The 15,338-nt window shown below is 74.0% G+C and carries 11 protein-coding genes and 1 pseudogene; 4 read left to right on the top strand and 8 right to left on the bottom strand.

The window, feature by feature from the left end:
- The first annotated feature begins 101 nt into the window (after nt 1-101).
- Complete coding sequence (gene hemE, locus ADL29_RS13725; protein ID WP_053923931.1) at nt 102-1,169, top strand: uroporphyrinogen decarboxylase; 1,068 nt, start codon at nt 102-104, stop codon at nt 1,167-1,169.
- Between the two features lie 37 nt (nt 1,170-1,206).
- Complete coding sequence (locus ADL29_RS13720) at nt 1,207-2,664, top strand: hypothetical protein (RefSeq protein WP_053923930.1); 1,458 nt, start codon at nt 1,207-1,209, stop codon at nt 2,662-2,664.
- Nucleotides 2,665-2,674: 10 nt separating this feature from the next.
- On the opposite strand, the gene ADL29_RS13715 is transcribed toward ADL29_RS13720, so the two are convergent.
- From ADL29_RS13715 to ADL29_RS13705, 3 genes are all read right to left on the bottom strand, one after another.
- Nucleotides 2,675-4,057: an FAD-dependent oxidoreductase gene (locus tag ADL29_RS13715; RefSeq protein WP_053923929.1), complete on the bottom strand. Its 1,383-nt coding sequence runs from the start codon at nt 4,055-4,057 to the stop codon at nt 2,675-2,677.
- A 59-nt stretch (nt 4,058-4,116) separates the two neighbouring features.
- On the bottom strand, nt 4,117-5,325 hold the full coding sequence (locus tag ADL29_RS13710) for a thiolase family protein (protein WP_053923928.1): 1,209 nt from the start codon (nt 5,323-5,325) through the stop codon (nt 4,117-4,119).
- Nucleotides 5,326-5,442: 117 nt separating this feature from the next.
- Nucleotides 5,443-6,501 (bottom strand): DUF4349 domain-containing protein, encoded by a 1,059-nt coding sequence (locus tag ADL29_RS13705; protein WP_053923927.1) that lies wholly within the window; start codon nt 6,499-6,501, stop codon nt 5,443-5,445.
- A 175-nt stretch (nt 6,502-6,676) separates the two neighbouring features.
- Here ADL29_RS13705 and hemG point away from each other — a divergent pair, with 175 nt between their 5' ends.
- Together hemG and hemQ are read left to right on the top strand one after the other, a co-directional pair.
- Nucleotides 6,677-8,161 carry a protoporphyrinogen oxidase gene (hemG, locus tag ADL29_RS13700; RefSeq protein WP_053923926.1) on the top strand — a complete coding sequence of 495 codons (1,485 nt, stop codon included), beginning with the start codon at nt 6,677-6,679 and terminating at the stop codon, nt 8,159-8,161.
- A gap of 11 nt (nt 8,162-8,172) precedes the next feature.
- On the top strand, nt 8,173-8,916 hold the full coding sequence (gene hemQ, locus ADL29_RS13695; protein ID WP_046930687.1) for a hydrogen peroxide-dependent heme synthase: 744 nt from the start codon (nt 8,173-8,175) through the stop codon (nt 8,914-8,916).
- An 84-nt stretch (nt 8,917-9,000) separates the two neighbouring features.
- On the opposite strand, the gene ADL29_RS13690 is transcribed toward hemQ, so the two are convergent.
- The 5 genes and pseudogenes from ADL29_RS13690 to ADL29_RS13670 form a co-directional block, all read right to left on the bottom strand.
- The gene (locus tag ADL29_RS13690; protein ID WP_425424235.1) at nt 9,001-10,698 is read right to left on the bottom strand and encodes an alpha/beta hydrolase; all 1,698 of its coding nucleotides are present in this window, start codon (nt 10,696-10,698) and stop codon (nt 9,001-9,003) included.
- 471 nt (nt 10,699-11,169) lie between these two features.
- Nucleotides 11,170-12,216 carry a TIGR04222 domain-containing membrane protein gene (locus ADL29_RS13685; RefSeq protein WP_053923924.1) on the bottom strand — a complete coding sequence of 349 codons (1,047 nt, stop codon included), beginning with the start codon at nt 12,214-12,216 and terminating at the stop codon, nt 11,170-11,172.
- Between the two features lies 1 nt (nt 12,217).
- A pseudogene (locus tag ADL29_RS13680) lies at nt 12,218-13,529 on the bottom strand (MbnB/TglH/ChrH family RiPP precursor modification enzyme).
- Between the two features lie 211 nt (nt 13,530-13,740).
- Nucleotides 13,741-14,424, bottom strand: a complete 684-nt coding sequence (locus ADL29_RS13675; RefSeq protein WP_053923923.1) for a LysE family translocator — start codon at nt 14,422-14,424, stop codon at nt 13,741-13,743.
- Between the two features lie 167 nt (nt 14,425-14,591).
- Complete coding sequence (locus ADL29_RS13670; RefSeq protein ID WP_063788465.1) at nt 14,592-15,332, bottom strand: peptidyl-tRNA hydrolase; 741 nt, start codon at nt 15,330-15,332, stop codon at nt 14,592-14,594.
- Nucleotides 15,333-15,338 lie beyond the last annotated feature (6 nt).

Genomic DNA, 15,338 nt, shown 5'->3' with positions numbered 1-15,338 from the left:
CCGGTGCGCGCGTCGCCCATTCGGACGTGTGCCCCCGTGCGCCGGTCACGGAGGGCCACCTACCGGAATGGGCAGGGGCCCCTCGTGCGAAGATTTGGGGCGTGAGCGCCAACGACGAGCCCGCGGGCCAGCAGCAGACCGGTACGTACCACTCGGCATTCCTCAAGGCCTGCCGGCGCGAGCCGGTGCCGCACACCCCCGTGTGGTTCATGCGCCAGGCCGGGCGCTCACTGCCGGAGTACCGCAAGGTCCGCGAGGGCATCGCGATGCTCGACTCGTGCATGCGGCCCGACCTCGTCACCGAGATCACGCTCCAGCCGGTACGCCGCCACAACGTCGACGCCGCCATCTACTTCAGCGACATCGTCGTCCCCCTCAAGGCCATCGGCATCGACCTCGACATCAAGCCGGGCATCGGCCCGGTCGTCGAGAACCCGATCCGCACCCGCGCCGACCTGGAGCAGCTGCGCGCCCTGGAGCCCGGCGACGTCTCGTACGTCACCGAGGCCATCGGCATGCTGGTGCGCGAGCTGGGCAGCACCCCGCTCATCGGCTTCGCCGGCGCCCCCTTCACCCTGGCCAGCTATCTGATCGAGGGCGGCCCGTCCCGTAACCACGAGCGCACCAAGGCCCTCATGTACGGCGACCCGCAGCTGTGGGCCGACCTCCTGGACCGCCTGGCAGACATCACGGCCGCCTTCCTCAAGGTGCAGATCGAGGCCGGGGCGAGTGCGGTTCAGCTCTTCGACTCCTGGGTCGGCGCCCTCGCGCCCGCCGACTACCGCCGCTCCGTGATGCCCGCCTCCGCCAAGGTCTTCCGGGCCGTCGAGGACTACGGCGTCCCGCGCATCCACTTCGGCGTCGGCACCGGCGAACTCCTCGGCCTGATGGGCGAGGCCGGCGCGGACGTCGTCGGCGTCGACTGGCGCGTCCCCCTCGACGAGGCGGCCCGCCGCGTCGGCCCCGGCAAGGCGCTCCAGGGCAACATCGACCCGGCCGTGCTCTTCGCCCCCCGCGAGGCCGTCGAAACCAAGGCCCGCGAGGTCCTGGACGCGGCCGCCGGGCTGGAGGGACATGTGTTCAACCTCGGGCACGGCGTGCTGCCGAACACGGACCCCGAGGCCCTGACCCGGCTCGTCGAGTACGTGCACGAGCAGAGCGCGCGCTGAGCGGAACTCCGGCGGGCGGCCGCGCGTCGTACGGATCATGAACGCCACGCCGCCGGACGCTCCGGACCTCGCCGCACTGACCGCCGCCTGGAAGCAGGTCGGGCCCGAATCCCCGGCGGACGAGGCCGGTCCGGTTGTCCTCGACTGCATACGCCGGCTCGCCGCCGACCCGGGCGGCGAGCGCGCCCATGTATGGGTCTACGGACTGCTCTCGATGACCCGCTATATCGCCACACGCGAGGGTGCGGCGGTGACCGGGCCCGCCGTCGAAGCGCTGCGGGCCGCGTACCGCGCCATCGGCGACCCGCCGCCCTGCGGCCACGAGACCCACCCGTACGAGAGCGCCCTGGACGGCATCGAGTCCGACGAGCTCTCGGTATGCGCCGACGTGCCCGATCCCGTACTGCTCGGGGCGGAGCACCGCTGCCCGCACGCCGTGGCGATGGCCGCCCGGATCGCCGCGGAGATCATCGCGCCCGGCACCGTGGAGGGCATTCCCGACCGGGTGCCGGAGCATCACGAGGGCAATATCAGGGACCTCGCATCGGTCCTGCACGGCTACCCGCGCGGTGGTGCCGATCCCGCGTACGAGATCGCGGCCGGATCCTGGATGCCCACGCACCCCAGCAGGGGAGCGCTCGCCGGACACCTCGTCCTGCTCAGGGCCGGCTGCTGGTACGCCGCTTCCGGGATGATCCGGCAGCGTTGGGTGCTCGACGACATGATCGAGGCCCTGGAGGACGCACTGGTGCGGCTGGACGGCGCGGCCTGCGCGCACACCGACGAGGAGCATCCCGAGGTCTCGGAGGACCCGGACACGGCCGCGGGCACCGGCTACTACCTCCTCACCCCGGGCGGCCGCGCCCGTCTCCGGGAGGGGTACGGGGACGCCCTGCCGGACGTCTGGACCTGTCCCGCCCTGCTGCGCGACCTCGCCCAGGACACCCGTGACCACCTCACCGAAGCCCGCGACCGGCTCTTCGGCGAGCGGCTCACCGGCCACCTGGACGCCGAATACCTGCGTGCCGACGGGGAGTTGGCCGTGGGCAGGATCGCGGAACGGCTGGAGCCCTGCTCCTCGAACGAGACGTATGCCGAGGACCTCGCGCTGTGGGCCGCTCGCCGCCACGCCAAAGGCACCGGCGACGCCCGAGAACGCCTCTTCCTCTTCCTGGCCGCCGCCCGCAGCCTCGACAACGCCTACCCGGACCCGCCGTCGTCCGTCTACCGGTCCGTACGCCCCCTGTTCGAGGAGGCGGCCTCGGCACCGCCGCCCGACACCTGCCCGCACGGGGACGATCACCCGGGAACCGGCGACGGCCTGCCCGGCGAGGTGAGCGCCCACCTTGCCCACCTCTGCGCCCCGGAGTCCTTCCCGGAACCCGAGGGAGCCCGGCCGCTCGACGCCTGGGCCTGCCCGCGCAACCTCGCCCCGGTCGCCGAGGAGTGGCTGGAGTCGATGGAGCAGTGGGACGAGGAGGCGGACGAGGAGTGAGCGCCCCCGCTCAGATCCCCGCCTCCCGCACCGCCGCCGTGGCCTTGCGCGCCGCCACCAGCACCGGGTCCCAGACCGGCGAGAACGGCGGGGCGTAGCCCAGGTCCAGGGTCGTCATCTGTTCGACGGTCATCCCGGCGGTCAGCGCGACCGCCGCGATGTCCACTCTCTTGCCCGCCCCCTCCCGGCCGACGATCTGCACGCCCAGCAGCCGTCCCGTACGGCGCTCGGCGAGCATCTTGACGTGCATCGGGCGGGCGCCCGGGTAGTAGCCGGCGCGGCTGGTGGACTCGATCGTGACGCTGACGAACCGCAGACCGGCGGCGCGGGCATGGCGTTCCAGCAGCCCCGTCCGGGCGATCTCCAGATCGCAGACCTTGCTGACGGCCGTGCCGACCACACCCGGGAACGTCGCATAGCCGCCGGCCGCGTTGGCGCCGATGACCTGGCCGTGCTTGTTGGCGTGGGTGCCCAGCGCGATGTGCCGCTCGCGTCCGGAGACCAGGTCGAGGACCTCGACACAGTCGCCGCCCGCCCAGATGTGCTCCTTGCCGCGCACCCGCATCGCCAGGTCCGTGAGCAGCCCGCCGGACTCGCCCAGCGGCAGCCCGGCCGCGGCGGCGAGGGCGGTCTCGGGCCGTACGCCCATGCCCAGCACCACCACGTCCGCCGGGTACTCGGCGTCCTGCGTGGCCACCGCGCGCGCCCGCCCGGACGCGTCCGTCAGCACCGCGGTGACCGCGGCGCCGCGCACCGTCTCGATTCCCAGCCCGCACATCGCCTCGTGCACCAGTGCGCCCATGTCCGGGTCGAGGGTGGACATCGGCTGCTCCCGGGCCTCCAGGACCGTGACCCGGTAGCCGCGGTTGATGAGCGCCTCGGCCATCTCGACGCCGATGTAGCCGGCGCCGATGACCACGGCCCGCCGGCCCTCGGCCGCGGTCAGGCTGTCCAGCAGGGCCTGGCCGTCGTCCAGGGTCTGCACGCCGTGCACGCCCGGCGCGTCGATGCCGGGCAGCGGCGGCCGTATCGGCCGCGCGCCGGTCGCCAGCACCAGCTTGTCGAAGCCGGTCCACGACTCCTGGCCGCCGTTGTCCAGATCCCGGGTACGCACCCGGCCGCCGTCCAGGTCGAGTTCGGTGACCTCGGTGCGCAGCCGCAGATCGATGTCCCGGGCGCGGTGCTCCTCGGCCGTGCGGGCGATCAGCGCGTCCGGCCCGTCGACCGATCCGCCGACCCAGTACGGGATGCCGCAGGCGGAGTACGAGGTGAAGTGGCCGCGCTCGAAGGCGGTGATGGCCAGCTCGCCGGGCCCCTTCAGACGCCGGGCGTGCGATGCGGCGGCCATGCCCGCCGCATCGCCACCGACGACCACCAGTCGTTCCGCCGCCATGCCGGGTGTCCCTTCGCCGGGCAGCCCTTCACCGGGTGCCTTCACGCGTGACGCCGAGCCTAACGCTCCAGTACGAGCGCCAGCCCCTGCCCCACGCCGATGCACAGCGCCGCCAGTCCCGTGCCCGATCCCTGGGCGGCGAGCTGGTGGGCAACCGAGCCCGCGAGGCGGGCGCCGGACGCGCCCAGGGGGTGGCCGATGGCGAGGGCGCCGCCGCGGGGGTTCACCACGGAGGGGTCGAGTTCCGGCCACTGGCCGATGCAGCCCAGCGCCTGGGCCGCGAACGCCTCGTTGAGCTCGAAGGTCGCGAGGTCGGCGAAGGTCCGGCCGGACCGCTCCAGGGCGCGCCGTACCGCCTCCACCGGGCCGAGGCCGAACAGCTGCGGCTCGATGCCGGTCACCGCGCTCGCGCGGATCCGGGCCAGCGGTTCGCGGCCGGTGGCGCGCAGGCCCTCCTCGTCGACCAGGAGGAGCGCGGCGGCACCGTCGTTCAGCGGCGAGGAGTTCCCGGCCGTGACGGTGCCTCCGGCCGTACGGAACACCGGCTTCAGCTTGGACAGCGACTCCAGGGACGCGTTCTCGCGGATCGTCTCGTCGCGCGCCAGGTCCACGTCCGGCAGCGGCACCACCTCCGCGTCGTACGCGCCCTCCCGCCAGGCCCGCGCCGCCTTCTGGTGGCTGGCCAGCGCGAAGACGTCCTGCTGCTCGCGGGTGATGCCGTGCGCGTCGGCGATCAGCTCGGCGCCCTCGCCCAGCGACACCGTCCACTCCGGGGCCATCCGCGGATTGACCATCCGCCAGCCCAGCGTCGAGGAGAACATCTCCTGATGGGCCGCGGGGAAGGCCCGTTCGGGCTTGCGCAGCACATAGGGCGCGCGGCTCATCGACTCCACGCCGCCCGCCACCGCGATCGCCGCATCGCCATGCGCGATGGCGCGGGCGGCCTGGATGACGGCCTCCAGGCCGGAACCGCACAGCCGGTTGACGGTGACACCGGGGACGGTGACCGGCAGCCCGGCCAGCAGCACGGCCATCCGCGCGACATTGCGGTTGTCCTCGCCCGCGCCGTTCGCATCGCCGAAGTACACGTCGTCGATGCGCGCCGGATCGAGCCCCGGGGTGCGGTCCACCAGGGCTTTGACCACATGGGCGGCCAGATCGTCGGGGCGGACGGAGGCCAGGGCGCCGCCGTACTTGCCGACGGGGGTCCGTACGGCATCGACGATGTAGACATCCCGAACGTGATCCCGTACGCGTGGGTCGGTCATCAGGCGCTGTCCTCGCTGTCCCGGCTCGGCGGTGGTGGTGGCCGGCGTGCGACGACCGGTGTCCGGTATGAAGATCGTCGCCGCCGGCTCCGAGTCTTTGCCTGCGGTGGCCCGCTGTCAACGGGTCCCCGGGCCACCTTCCGCGGGAGCGCCCGCTGCCGGAACCGCTGCCGGGTCCGCTGCGGGGGCCGCCGCCTTCGAGCCGTCGCCCCCGTCCGCCCGCCTCCGGGTACGCGCCCCCAGCGGCAGCCGCCGCCGGACCAGCCGCCACAGCCCGTACAGCAGCGCCGCGGCCACCGCGAACGGCAGCAGCGCACCGATCGCCACCAGCACCCACCGCACGGCCGTCATGAACGCGTCCCAGCCGCCGGAGAGCGCGTCCCCGAAGGACGTCGGCCCGTCCGGGTCCGGCATCTGTGCGGGCGGGGCGTCCGGGGACCGCAGCAGCAGGGTGATGGTGGCCATGCCGGTCCGCCCCTTGAGCGATTTCAGCTCGGCCTCCAGCGACTCCAGGTTCGCCTGCCGGGTGCTCAGTTCGGACTCCAGCGACACGATGTCGCTGATCGACGTCGCCTTGTCCATCAGCGCCCGCACCCGGCCGACGCTCGCCCGCTGCGTCCTCAGGCGGCTGTCGACGTCCACCACCCGGTCGGTGACGTCCTTCGCCGAGACCTCGCGCGAGAGGAGCCTGCCCAGTCCGGCCAGCCGCCCCAGCATCGCGTCGTATTCCTTGGGCGGCACCCGCAGCACGATCCGGGACCGGTCGCGGCCCCCGCTGTCCCGGTCCGTGGTCTCGTCGGAGGCGTAGCCGCCCGCGCCGTCCACCGCCGTACGGGCCTTGGCCAGTGCGGCCTGCACGTCCTTGGTCCGCACGGTGAGGGTGGCCGTCCGGATGATCTGGTCCGGGACGGGCTTCGCCGCCCTGTCCTCCCGGCCCCTGGCCGCGGCCGCCGCACCGGCGCCGGTGGTCTGCCCGGCGGCCGGCACCCGCGACGGCGCGACCGCCGCCCCGCCCCCCGCCTTCGCGTCGGCGCTCGTACCGATGCCGTCCGTCCCGCTGCACCCGGCCACGGCCAGCGACGCGGCGAGCAGCATGCCCGCCGCCGCCCGGCGGCCGGGCTGCCGCTTCCCGTCTGCCGCGCCCCGCAGCCCCCGTACTTTCCGTACTCCCCGCATCGGCGGCTCACCCTCCAAGTGGCTTGACGACGTTGCCGTTTCGACGGCGCCGGGGGGAGCGGGGTTGCCGTCCGGGGGTCGCGATCCGGTCACGGTCCCGCCTGCGGGCCCGGGTACCGGCGGACTCCGAGGGGTGTGGAACGTGCTGTCAGTGGGCTCTGAGAGAGTTGGGGGCATGAGCGCAGTGCACACCAGTACGGACCCTTCGTCCGGCGGCGTCGGTCATGTCGTCGTCATCGGTGGCGGCATCTCGGGCCTGGCGGCCGCGCACCGCCTGCTCGAAGGGGGCGCCCGGGTGACGGTCCTGGAGGCGTCCGGCCGCCTCGGCGGCAAGCTGCGGACGGGCGGGATCGCGGGCGTGGCGGTCGACCTCGGCGCCGAATCCATGCTGGCCAGACGGCCGGAGGCGGTGGAGCTCGCGCGCGCCGTCGGCCTCGGCGACCGGCTGCAGCCGCCCACCACCGCCGCCGCGTCCCTGTGGACCCGCGACGCGCTGCGCCCGATGCCCAAGGGCCATGTCATGGGCGTCCCCGGTGACCTCGCCCCGCTCGCCGCCTCCGGGGTGATCTCTGCGGAGGGGCTCGCCCGGATCGAGGAGGACGCCCGCCTGCCGCGCACCGAGATCGGCGAGGACGTCGCGGTCGGCGAGTACGTCGCCCGGCGCCTGGGCCGCGAGGTCGTCGACCGGCTCGTCGAGCCGCTGCTGGGCGGGGTGTACGCGGGCGATGCGTACCAGATCTCGATGCGCGCCGCCGTTCCGCAGCTGTTCGAGGCCGCACGGACCAGCCGTTCGCTGCTCGAGGGCGTACGCGGCATCCAGGAGCGCGCCGCCGCCACGGTCCACCGGACCGGACCCGCCGCGACCGGGGCGCCCGGAAGCGCTCCCGTCTTCATGGGCATCGACGGCGGCATCGGCACGCTGCCGGGCGCGGTCGCCGACGCTGTACGGGCCAAGGGCTGCGAGATCTACCCCAACACGGTTGTCCACGATCTGCGCTGGGTCGGCGACGACGGTTGGGAGGTCTGCGTCGACGACTGGTCTATCGAGGCGGACGCGGTGATCGTGGCCACCCCGGCGGGCGACGCGGCGCGCATCCTGCGCCACGACTGCCCGGCCGCCGCCACCGAGCTGGCCACCGTCGACTACGCCTCGATGGCGCTGGTCACCATGGCCTTCCGCCGCTCGGACCTGGACCGTGTGCCCAGCGGCAGCGGCTTTCTCGTCCCGCCCGTCGACGGCCACCGCATCAAGGCGTCCACCTTCGCCAGCCACAAGTGGGGCTGGATCGGCGGCGCCGACCCGGATCTGTTCGTCCTGCGCACCTCCCTCGGCCGCTATCAGGACGACGCCGACCTGGGGCGCGACGACTCCGAGCTGGTCGATCTCTCGCTCGCCGATCTCGGCGCCGCGGTCGGCCTCGCCGCGCGGCCCGTCGCGAGCACGGTCACCCGCTGGTACGACGGCCTGCCGCAGTACGCCGTCGGCCATCTGGAGCGCGTGGCCAGGATCCGCGCGGCCGTGGCCGCGATGCCCGGCCCGCTGCGGGTGTGCGGCGCGGTCTACGACGGCGTCGGCATCCCGGCCTGCATCGCCTCGGCCCGCAAGGCCGCCGATGACATCCTGGGCACCCTGCCGCCGCACGCCGCCGCGGGCGAGTGAGAATGGACGACATGACAGACGCTTCGACCCCCGCCACCCCCGACAAGACCTCCGAGAAGATCCCGAACGCCGGCAAGAAGGCGAAGGACCTCAACGAGGTCATCCGCTACACCCTCTGGTCGGTCTTCAAGCTGCGCGATGTCCTCCCGGAGGACCGCGGCGGCTACGCCGACGAGGTCGAGGAGCTGTTCGCGCAGCTCGCCGCCAAGGACGTCGTGGTGCGCGGCACGTATGACGTCTCCGGTCTGCGCGCCGACGCCGACCTGATGATCTGGTGGCACTCGGAGAGCTCGGACGCCCTCCAGGAGGCGTACAACCTCTTCCGCCGCACCCGCCTGGGCCGCGCGCTGGAGCCGGTCTGGTCGAACATGGCGCTGCACCGCCCCGCCGAGTTCAACAGGTCGCACATCCCGGCCTTCCTCGCCGACGAGCGGCCGCGCGCCTATGTGAGCGTCTACCCCTTCGTGCGCTCCTACGAGTGGTACCTCCTCCCCGACGAGGACCGCCGCCGCATGCTCGCCGACCACGGCAAGATGGCCCGCGGCTTCCCGGACGTGCGCGCCAACACCGTGCCGTCCTTCTCGCTCGGCGACTACGAGTGGGTGCTGGCCTTCGAGGCCGACGAGCTCTACCGCATCGTCGACCTGATGCGTCATCTGCGCGGCTCCGAGGCGCGGATGCACGTCCGTGAGGAGATCCCGTTCTACACGGGGCGCCGCAAGCCGGTGTCCGAGCTGGTCGCGGGTCTGGCGTAACCGCAGCGGCCGCGGGCCCGGCCCGGTCCGCCGCAACGCTGCGGGCCGCCGCCCCCCAGGGGGACGGCGGCCCGCAGCGTTCGCTCAGGCGGCCGGGCCCGCCTTGCCCCGTTGCCGCTGGACCGGCGTCGGTTCGGCGCGCGGTGCACAGCCCACCGAGCGCGCCGGGGTCTCCCCGCGCAGCAGATACGCCTCCACGTAGTGGTTCACACACTCGTTGGCGCCCAGCGCGATGCCATGGGTGCCCGCGCCGTGCTCGGTGACCAGCGAGGACCCGGCCAGCCGCCGGTTCAGCTCCACCGCGCCCGGGTACGGGGTCGCCGCGTCCCGCTCGGCGGCCAGCAGCAGCACCGGGGGCAGCGCGCCCGGTGCCGTACGGATGTCGAGCGGGACGCGCTGCCGCCCGAGCGCCGCGTCGAGCGCGGTCGCGGCCACATTGTTGCCGGCGCCCGCCAGCTCCTCCGCGACGCCGCCCCGAACGGCGCCCTGCATCACCGCCTTGTCCGCCGCGGCATCGACCCCGGCCTCGGCCGACTCCGACGCATCGGGCCAGAAGGCGCACGGCAGATTCATCCAGGCGTTGTCCCAGGTCTCGAACGGCGCCGAACGGGCGACCCGGGTGTTGTCCCGGTCCCAGATCGCCCAGTCGCGCGGCCAGGGCGCGTCGTTGCACTCGACCGCGGTGTAGACCGCGTTCATGTTCTCCTCGTCCTTGGCCTTCTCCCCCTTGGGCAGGGCCTGGGTGACCAGCGCCTTGGTGTCGCCGTGCAGATACGTCGCGAGCGACTGGGCGCTGAGCGGCCAGTAGAGGTCGTTGTATCCGTTCTTGAGGAACGCCGCCTGCAGCTGGGCCGGCCCGATCTTCCCGTTGATCGGCTCCCGGCGCACCTGCTCGACGGCCCGGTCGTACGCGCGCTGGACGGCCTGCGGGGTGTCCCCGAGGCGGTAGGTGGCGTGATGCGCCGCGACCCAGCGCAGCCAGTCGCCCCAGCGGCGCTCGAAGGCGACGTTCTGGTCGAGGTTGTTGCGGTACCAGATCTGCCGGGGGTCGGGGTTGACGACACTGTCGAAGACCATCCGGCGGACATGGCCGGGGAAGAGCGTCGCGTAGACGGCGCCGAAGTACGTCCCGTAGGACGCGCCCATGAACGTCAGCTTCCGCTCGCCGAGCGCGGCCCGCAGCATGTCCAGGTCACGGGCGTTGTTGACGGAGTTGTAGTAGGGCAGGTCGGCCCCGGCGTTGCGGGCGCAGCCCTGCGCGTACGCCCGCGCCTCGGCGACCTTCTGCCGTTTGAACTCCTCGGTGGGATGGCGCTGGGCGTCGGTGGGCGCCTTGGTGAACTCCTCCGGGTCCTGGCAGGACAACGGCGCCGAGCGGCCGACCCCGCGCGGTGCGTAACCGACGAAGTCATAGGCGCGGGCGGTCCGGCGCCACTTGGGCAGCGCACCGTAGAGCGGGAACTCCATGCTGCTCGCCCCGGGCCCGCCGGGGTTGAAGACCAGGGCGCCCTGGCGCTCCTCGGGGGCGGTGGCGCGGATCCGGCTGACGGTGAGGGTGATCTTCTTGCCCTCGGGGCGCGCGTAGTCGAGCGGTACGGAGAGCTTGCCGCACTGCACGGTGGCGGGCAGATGCTCCTCGGGCGCGCACCGGCCGAAGACGATGCGGTGGGGGACCGGCGCGGGCGGTGCGACGGGCGGCGCGCCGGCACCGCCGGCAGGGGCGGTGGCCAGCGCGGTCAGGACCAGCGACCCGATGGTGCCGTACAACGCAGGAGATCTCACGAGCCGTCCCTTCATGGGGTGCGGGGTGCGTGGCGCACGACGAGAGGCTCGGTGCACTAGGCCGCACGGTGTGCATACAAAAGGGATAGTTGAGGCGGTGGTTCGCGAAGTAAAGCACCGGGCACCGGTGTCGGACGCTATGCCCCGGAAGAGTGGGGGGCGGCCGCGGCGCTGGGTGGTGAGGCCGGCTCAGCCGTGTATGGCGAGCAGGGCGCGGGGGCTTGGGGCGGGTCCGGGGCGGTCCGTTCACGCGGTCGCAGCAGCCGACGCCCGCCGGGGAGCCCAGTTGGCGTACGGAGGGATCTCCGGACCGGCCATCACCCGGCTGCCGCCCTCACCCACGGCGGACCGCCGGGCCGACTGCCGTGCGGGCCGACTGCCGTGCGGGCCGTGCGCGGGCGGTGTGCGGGCGGTGTGCGGCTCACGGCCGCCGGCCGCTTGGAGAGCGGCCGTACCCGGGCGGGCGTGGGGTCAGCCGCCCCCGCCCCCGCCTCCGCCGCAGCCCCCGCCTCCGCCGCCCCCGCAGGAGGAACCGCCTCCACAGGACGAACCGCCCCCGCAGGACGATCCTCCGCCGGAACCCGAACCGTCCCCGGAGGAAGAACTCCCGCAGCCGGACGAGGACCCGCCGTCGGAGGAGCCGCACCAGGAGGCGCCGCCGCCCGGTGTCACCCAGCCGCAGCTGCTTGCGGACGAGCCGGCCGGGCCGGTGGCGGACGAGGCGGAGGCCGCCGCCATGGTGCGCTGAGCCTCCGCCAGCTGCTCCCGCAACACCTCGTCCCCGATCAGCGCCGCACCGCCGAGCGCCACCGCGACCCCGGCGGCCTGGACGGCACCGCTCGCCGCGCTGCCGGCCGCACCGGCGTCGCCCTCGGCCCGCGCCGTGCTCAGGGCGAGGGTGCCCGCCTTGGTGACCCGCCGGCCGAGCGCCGACTTGCAGACCGCGGCGACGGCCATGCCCGCCACGAGGCCCGGCATCCAGGTGACGACGGTCGGCACCTCTTCGATGTCCTCCCCCGTGGCGCCCACGATCGCCAGCAGAAAGCCGCCGAAGAACAGCACCGCACAGGCCGCCAGCTGTATTCGGGCCGTCAGCCGCCAGCCGCTCCCGGCCCGCGGATGCCGCAGCAGCCCGCGCGCGGCCAGCCCATCGCCGATCGCCTGGACGGGCAGGCTCTGCATGGCGGTGGTGCGCAGCGTGGGCAGCGCCCCGCCGGGCGTCCCGGCGACCGCGTTCAGCACGGCCGCCTCCACCGGGTGATGCGAGACCGGCTGACGTACCGTCACCACACCGGGGCCGCCGACCGCCAGCCGGCCGTCCTCGTGCATCACCGCGAGCGCGGTGTCCACCACCCGGCCGGGACCGCCCACGAGAAACGCGGTCTCCCAGACGTCGTGCGGCCGTGGGTCCGTCACCCGGACACGCGGTGCGGCCCTGTGCACCGCGACCGTGCCGATGACGAGCACCAGCGACGAGACCAGAACCGCCAGATACACCATCAGCGTTGGGTACGTCATGTCATTCCCCCCGGTGGAGCGCGAGCCGGACCGCACGGACGAGCCGGGCAGCGGGCCCGGCGGACGGCGGCTTCGGTCCCGCGCGGTCCCGCCACCACTGCGTCAGCCGCCGCCGCGCCTCCGGGTCCTCGGGGCGGTCCTGGGCCAGCAGATGCGCCGCGAAGTCCAGGGCGTCCTGGCGGTAGCCGCCGCTCATGGGGCGGTGCCGCGCATAGCCGAGGAAGGCGGCCCGGTAGCCGTCGCCGAGGATCTCGGGCAGTTCGGGCGCGACCTTGGCGACGACCGACGCCCGCTTGGCGGTCAGCGCCCGGCTCTGTACCCCCAGCCGGGTGCGGTCGAAGCCCTCCGGGGCCGGCGTCCCGGCGACCAGCGAGGACAACAGCGCGGTCTGCGCGAGCGCCAGCCGCTGCCGCGCCGCATCCGTACCGGACCCCGGCGCGCCCTTGCCGCCCGGCACCACCTCAAGCCGCCTGGACATGACGGGCCTCCTTCAGCACGGTGCGTATCGCGTCCAGTTCCGCGGCCAGCTCCCCGCCCTCGGGGACGCCGGGAAAGTTGTCGTCCCGCTCCAGCAGCACGCCGGGCGGCGCCGTACGGGCGCAGAGCTCGGCGAGGACGTCCAGCACCGGCTGGGTCACCGGGTGTGCGTGGCTGTCGTGCCACACCCCGTCCCGCTCCACACCGCCCGCGACATGGACGTACGCGATCGCCTCCACCGGCAGCTCAGCCAGCGCGACCGCCGGGTCCTCGCCCCGGTTGACGTGGTTCGTGTGGAGGTTGGCGACATCGATCAGCAGCCGCACCCCCGTCCGCTCTACCAGCTCCGTCAGGAACTGGCCCTCGGTGAACTCCTCGCCCGGCCAGGCGATGAGCGCGGCGATGTTCTCCAGGGCCAGCGGGACCGGCAGCGCATCCTGGGCGATCCGGACGTTCTCGCAGAGCACGTCCAGTGCGTCGCGGGTGCGCGGCACCGGGAGCAGATGCCCGGCCTCCATCACCGGCGAGGCGGTCAGCGGCCCGCCGGCCCGGACGAACGCGATGTGCTCGGTGACCAGCGGCGCGCCCAGCGCCTCGGCACGCTCGGCCAGCGCGGTCAGCCGGCCCGGATCCGGCCGGTCGGCGCCACCGAGGCCCAGCGAGACCCCGTGCGGGATGACGGTCGTGCCCCGTTCGCGCAACTCCTGTACGGCCTGCGGAAGATGGCCGGGGCAGATGTTCTCGGCCACGACCTCCACCCAGTCGACACCGGGCAGCCGGGCAATCTCCGCGGCGATTTCCGGCCGCCAGCCGATCCCCGTACCCAGGTGCGCGATGCCCGTACCAGAGCGCTCCATGGTTCCCCCTCTCCCTGTGATGAGGGTACTCATGGCCACTGACAGCGGGCCGAATCCTGCACCCGCGGTGTTCAGAGGTTGATTTGAGCTTCGGCGGGGAGCTGCGGGCCGCGCGGTGGATCTTGGCGTTGCCGGTCGGACACGGACGGGTTGCGGCGGTCCGCCGCGCCGGTCCCGGGGGACGGCCGGATCAGCGGGCGGTCTCGAATCCGACCGCCGCGCCCAGCGCGAGCAGCACCCCGCCGGTGGCCTGATCCAGCCGCCGCCGTACGCGCGGACGCTGGAAGACGGCCCGCGCCCGGTGCACCGCGACGGCGATGCTCCCCAGCCACACGACGCCCAGTACGGCATGGATCGCGACGAGCAGCAGCGTCGTCGCGATCACCGAGGCACCGTGCGGGATGAACTGCGGCAGGAGGGACATATAGACCACCCCGACCTTGGGGTTGAGGACATTGGTCAGCAGACCGGTGCGGAACGCCCGCAGCGGCGTCAGGCGCACCTCATCACCCGCGGTCTCCTGGCCGCCCGCCGTCTCCTGGCCGACCGCGGTCTCGACGGGCCGCGCCGACCCGCGCCCGGCCCGGATGCGCCGGGCGCTGCGCAGCGCCTGCACCCCGAGCCACATCAGGTAGAGGGCCCCGGCCACCCGGAGCACGTCGTACGCGACCTCGGAGGCGGCCAGCATCGCCGTCAGCCCGACCGCCCCGGCCAGCCCCCACACGAAGCACCCCGCGGCGATGCCGAGCGCGCTGCACAACGCGGCCCGCCGCCCCGAACCGAGGGCGGTCCGCAGGACCACCGCGAAGTCGGGACCGGGCGAGACGGTGAGCAGCGCGGCGACGGCGGTGAAGCCGAGGAGTGAGGTGAGCATGGGACGCAACGGTACGGGGGGTTTCGTTTCCCCGCCGCGGGATTTGTTTGCCCAGGGTTTTGTTTCCCACCCGCCCACCCCCCTTCGGGGGGTGGGCGGGTGGAGGAGCGCGGGTGCGCCTGGCGGGCGGCGGCCCTCTGGGCTGTGGGGGCGGAGAAGTCGCCCTTCTACGGGCGTCGTTCGCGGGGGAGAGGGCAGAAGCGACTGCCCCCTTCGGCCACGACGGTTTCCCCGGGCGCGATCTCCGTGAAGCCGGCGTCGTGTACGACGGGCAGCCCGCTGCGGGTCAGCTCCTTCCAGGCGGCCGGTTCCGCGGTCCGTACGGCCAGGGGGAAACCGGCCGCGCGCCACGTCGCGCGCTCCTCCTCGGACAGCTCCCACCAGGCGAGCTGCGCGCCGTGCCCGGCCTGCGCCATCTCCTTGCCGGCCGACATCTCCAGCTCGGGGTTGAGCCACAGCACCGGCCGGCCGGCCTCGGGCGCGGGCGGCGGCTCCGGGTCGTCCAGTTCCGTGCCCGACACCTGGAGCCGCGCCAGGTCCTTGGGCCAGCCGTCCAGAGGCACCGGCGGGAAGACCCGTACCTCGGCGTGCGCACCGGTCACCGTGATGCCCGGCAGCGCCTCGGCCCGCCGCCACTCCGCGCCGCGCGCCCGCCGCACCACCTTGCGGATCCGGGCGTCCTGCCAGTCCCGTACCGCCTGGGCCCACTCGCCCTCGCCGGCGGCCCGCTCGTCCGACAGCAGCACCAGCACCGCCCGCGCCGCCGTCTCCAGTGCGTCCGTGCGCGCCGGCGGCTCGGCCCGCTCGATCCGCGCGACCAGGGGCAGGACGAACTGGGGCGCCGCGTCCCGACCGGTCTCTTCGTGCTGGAAGGGGCTGCTGGGGCTGGTGGTTTCGGTACCTCTCACCCGGCC

The organism is Streptomyces chattanoogensis, from assembly GCF_001294335.1.
GTDB lineage: Bacteria > Actinomycetota > Actinomycetes > Streptomycetales > Streptomycetaceae > Streptomyces > Streptomyces chattanoogensis.
The sequence above is the reverse complement of the archived record's forward strand: the minus strand, read 5'-3'. Positions and strand labels throughout refer to the sequence as shown.

Coding starts and splice junctions, on each gene's coding strand:
- ADL29_RS13710 (WP_053923928.1), bottom strand. CDS start 5,325: ATGACCGACCCACGCGTACGGGATCACGTTCGGGATGTCTACATCGTC.
- ADL29_RS13715 (WP_053923929.1), bottom strand. CDS start 4,057: ATGGCGGCGGAACGACTGGTGGTCGTCGGTGGCGATGCGGCGGGCATG.
- ADL29_RS13685 (WP_053923924.1), bottom strand. CDS start 12,216: ATGACGTACCCAACGCTGATGGTGTATCTGGCGGTTCTGGTCTCGTCG.
- ADL29_RS13720 (WP_053923930.1), top strand. CDS start 1,207: ATGAACGCCACGCCGCCGGACGCTCCGGACCTCGCCGCACTGACCGCC.
- hemQ (WP_046930687.1), top strand. CDS start 8,173: ATGACAGACGCTTCGACCCCCGCCACCCCCGACAAGACCTCCGAGAAG.
- hemG (WP_053923926.1), top strand. CDS start 6,677: ATGAGCGCAGTGCACACCAGTACGGACCCTTCGTCCGGCGGCGTCGGT.
- ADL29_RS13705 (WP_053923927.1), bottom strand. CDS start 6,501: ATGCGGGGAGTACGGAAAGTACGGGGGCTGCGGGGCGCGGCAGACGGG.
- ADL29_RS13675 (WP_053923923.1), bottom strand. CDS start 14,424: ATGCTCACCTCACTCCTCGGCTTCACCGCCGTCGCCGCGCTGCTCACC.